The organism is Paractinoplanes lichenicola, assembly GCF_016785085.1.
GTDB classification, from domain to species: domain Bacteria; phylum Actinomycetota; class Actinomycetes; order Mycobacteriales; family Micromonosporaceae; genus Actinoplanes; species Actinoplanes lichenicola.
In genome coordinates, this window is the sequence record NZ_JAENHO010000034.1 from 1 (window position 1) to 1,405 (window position 1,405).

At 66.5% G+C, this 1,405-nt stretch carries 1 protein-coding gene; it reads left to right on the plus strand.

The window, feature by feature from the left end; genetic code table 11:
• Positions 1-105: 105 nt before the first annotated feature.
• Positions 106-1,347, plus strand: coding sequence for an IS256 family transposase (locus tag JKJ07_RS49400; RefSeq protein ID WP_203078860.1), 1,242 nt, complete (start codon positions 106-108; stop codon positions 1,345-1,347).
• Positions 1,348-1,405: the final 58 nt, after the last annotated feature.

The window sequence follows — 1,405 nt, forward strand, 5'->3', positions numbered from 1 at the left end:
GGTCACGTCCACCGAAGTGGTGTATGAGCTGGGCTTTCCCGGCGCGCGAGAGCGGCCATCGCAGATCCTTCGGATTGCTTGAAGATCACGAAGGAGAGACCTGCGATGGCCGCAGAACCGAGTTTGAACGTCGCTGAGCTGCTACGCGAGCATCTTCAATCGGCGAGCCCTGATCTACTACGGGCGATGGTGCAAACCTTCGCTGAGACGCTGATGTCGGCCGAGGCCGACGCGGTCTGCGGGGCGGAGTACGGCGAACGCAGCGATGAGCGGGTCAACTCGCGTAATGGCTACCGCCACCGCGACTGGGACACCCGGGCCGGCACCGTCGAGCTCGCGATCCCGAAGTTGCGGCAAGGCTCGTACTTCCCGGACTGGTTGTTGCAGCATCGCCGCCGCGCCGAGCAGGCTCTGGTCAGCGTGGTGGCGACCAGCTATCTGCTCGGTGTTTCGACCCGCAGGGTGGAGAAGCTGGTCGAGCAGCTCGGGATCAAGCAGTTGTCCAAGAGTCAGGTCTCGGAGATGGCCAAGCATTTGGACGCGCAGGTCGAAGCGTTCCGCAACCGGCCGCTGGACGGCGGGCCTTACACGTTCGTCTGGGTTGACGCTCTGGTCATCAAGGTCCGTGAACACGGCCGCACCATCAACGTCCACGCGCTGGTCGCTGTCGGGGTCAACGCCGACGGCGGCCGCGAGGTCCTCGGCCTCGAGATCAGCTCGGACGAGGACGGAGCCGGCTGGCTGGCCTTCCTGCGCTCGCTGACCGCCCGGGGCCTGTCCGGGGTCCGCCTGGTCGTCTCCGACGCCCACCGCGGCCTGGTCTCCGCGATCGGCGCAGCACTGCCCGGCGCCGGCTGGCAGCGCTGCCGCACCCACTACCTGCGCAACCTGCTGGCCAAGGTCCCTAAAACGGCGCAGCCATGGGTCGCCACCCTGGTCCGGACCGTGTTCGACCAGCCCGACACCGACGCCGTCGAAGCTCAATACGCCCGGGTCCTCGAGACCATCGCGGAGAAGTTCCCCGACGCGGCCGAGCACCTCGACGACGCCCGAGCCGACCTCCTCGCGTTCACCGCATTCCCGCGTGAGCTCTGGCGCCAGATCTGGTCGAACAATCCACAAGAACGGCTGAACAAAGAGATCCGCCGGCGCACCGACGTCGTCGGGATCTTCCCGAACCGGGCCGCGATCATCCGCCTCGTCGGCGCCGTCCTCGCCGAACAAACCGATGAATGGGTCGAAGGACGCCGCTACATGGGCCTGGACCTGCTCCGCAAAGCCCGGCTCACACCCATCACCACCAGCCAACACACCGAACCCGACCAGCCCGTCGAGATCGCCGCATAACATCAACCCACACGGATCAGCGATGGCCGACTGTTACACCACGCCCGCGGACGTGACC

Bases quoted from the DNA above. Each gene is read 5' to 3' on its own strand.
- JKJ07_RS49400 (WP_203078860.1), top strand. From the start codon at position 106: ATGGCCGCAGAACCGAGTTTGAACGTCGCTGAGCTGCTACGCGAGCAT.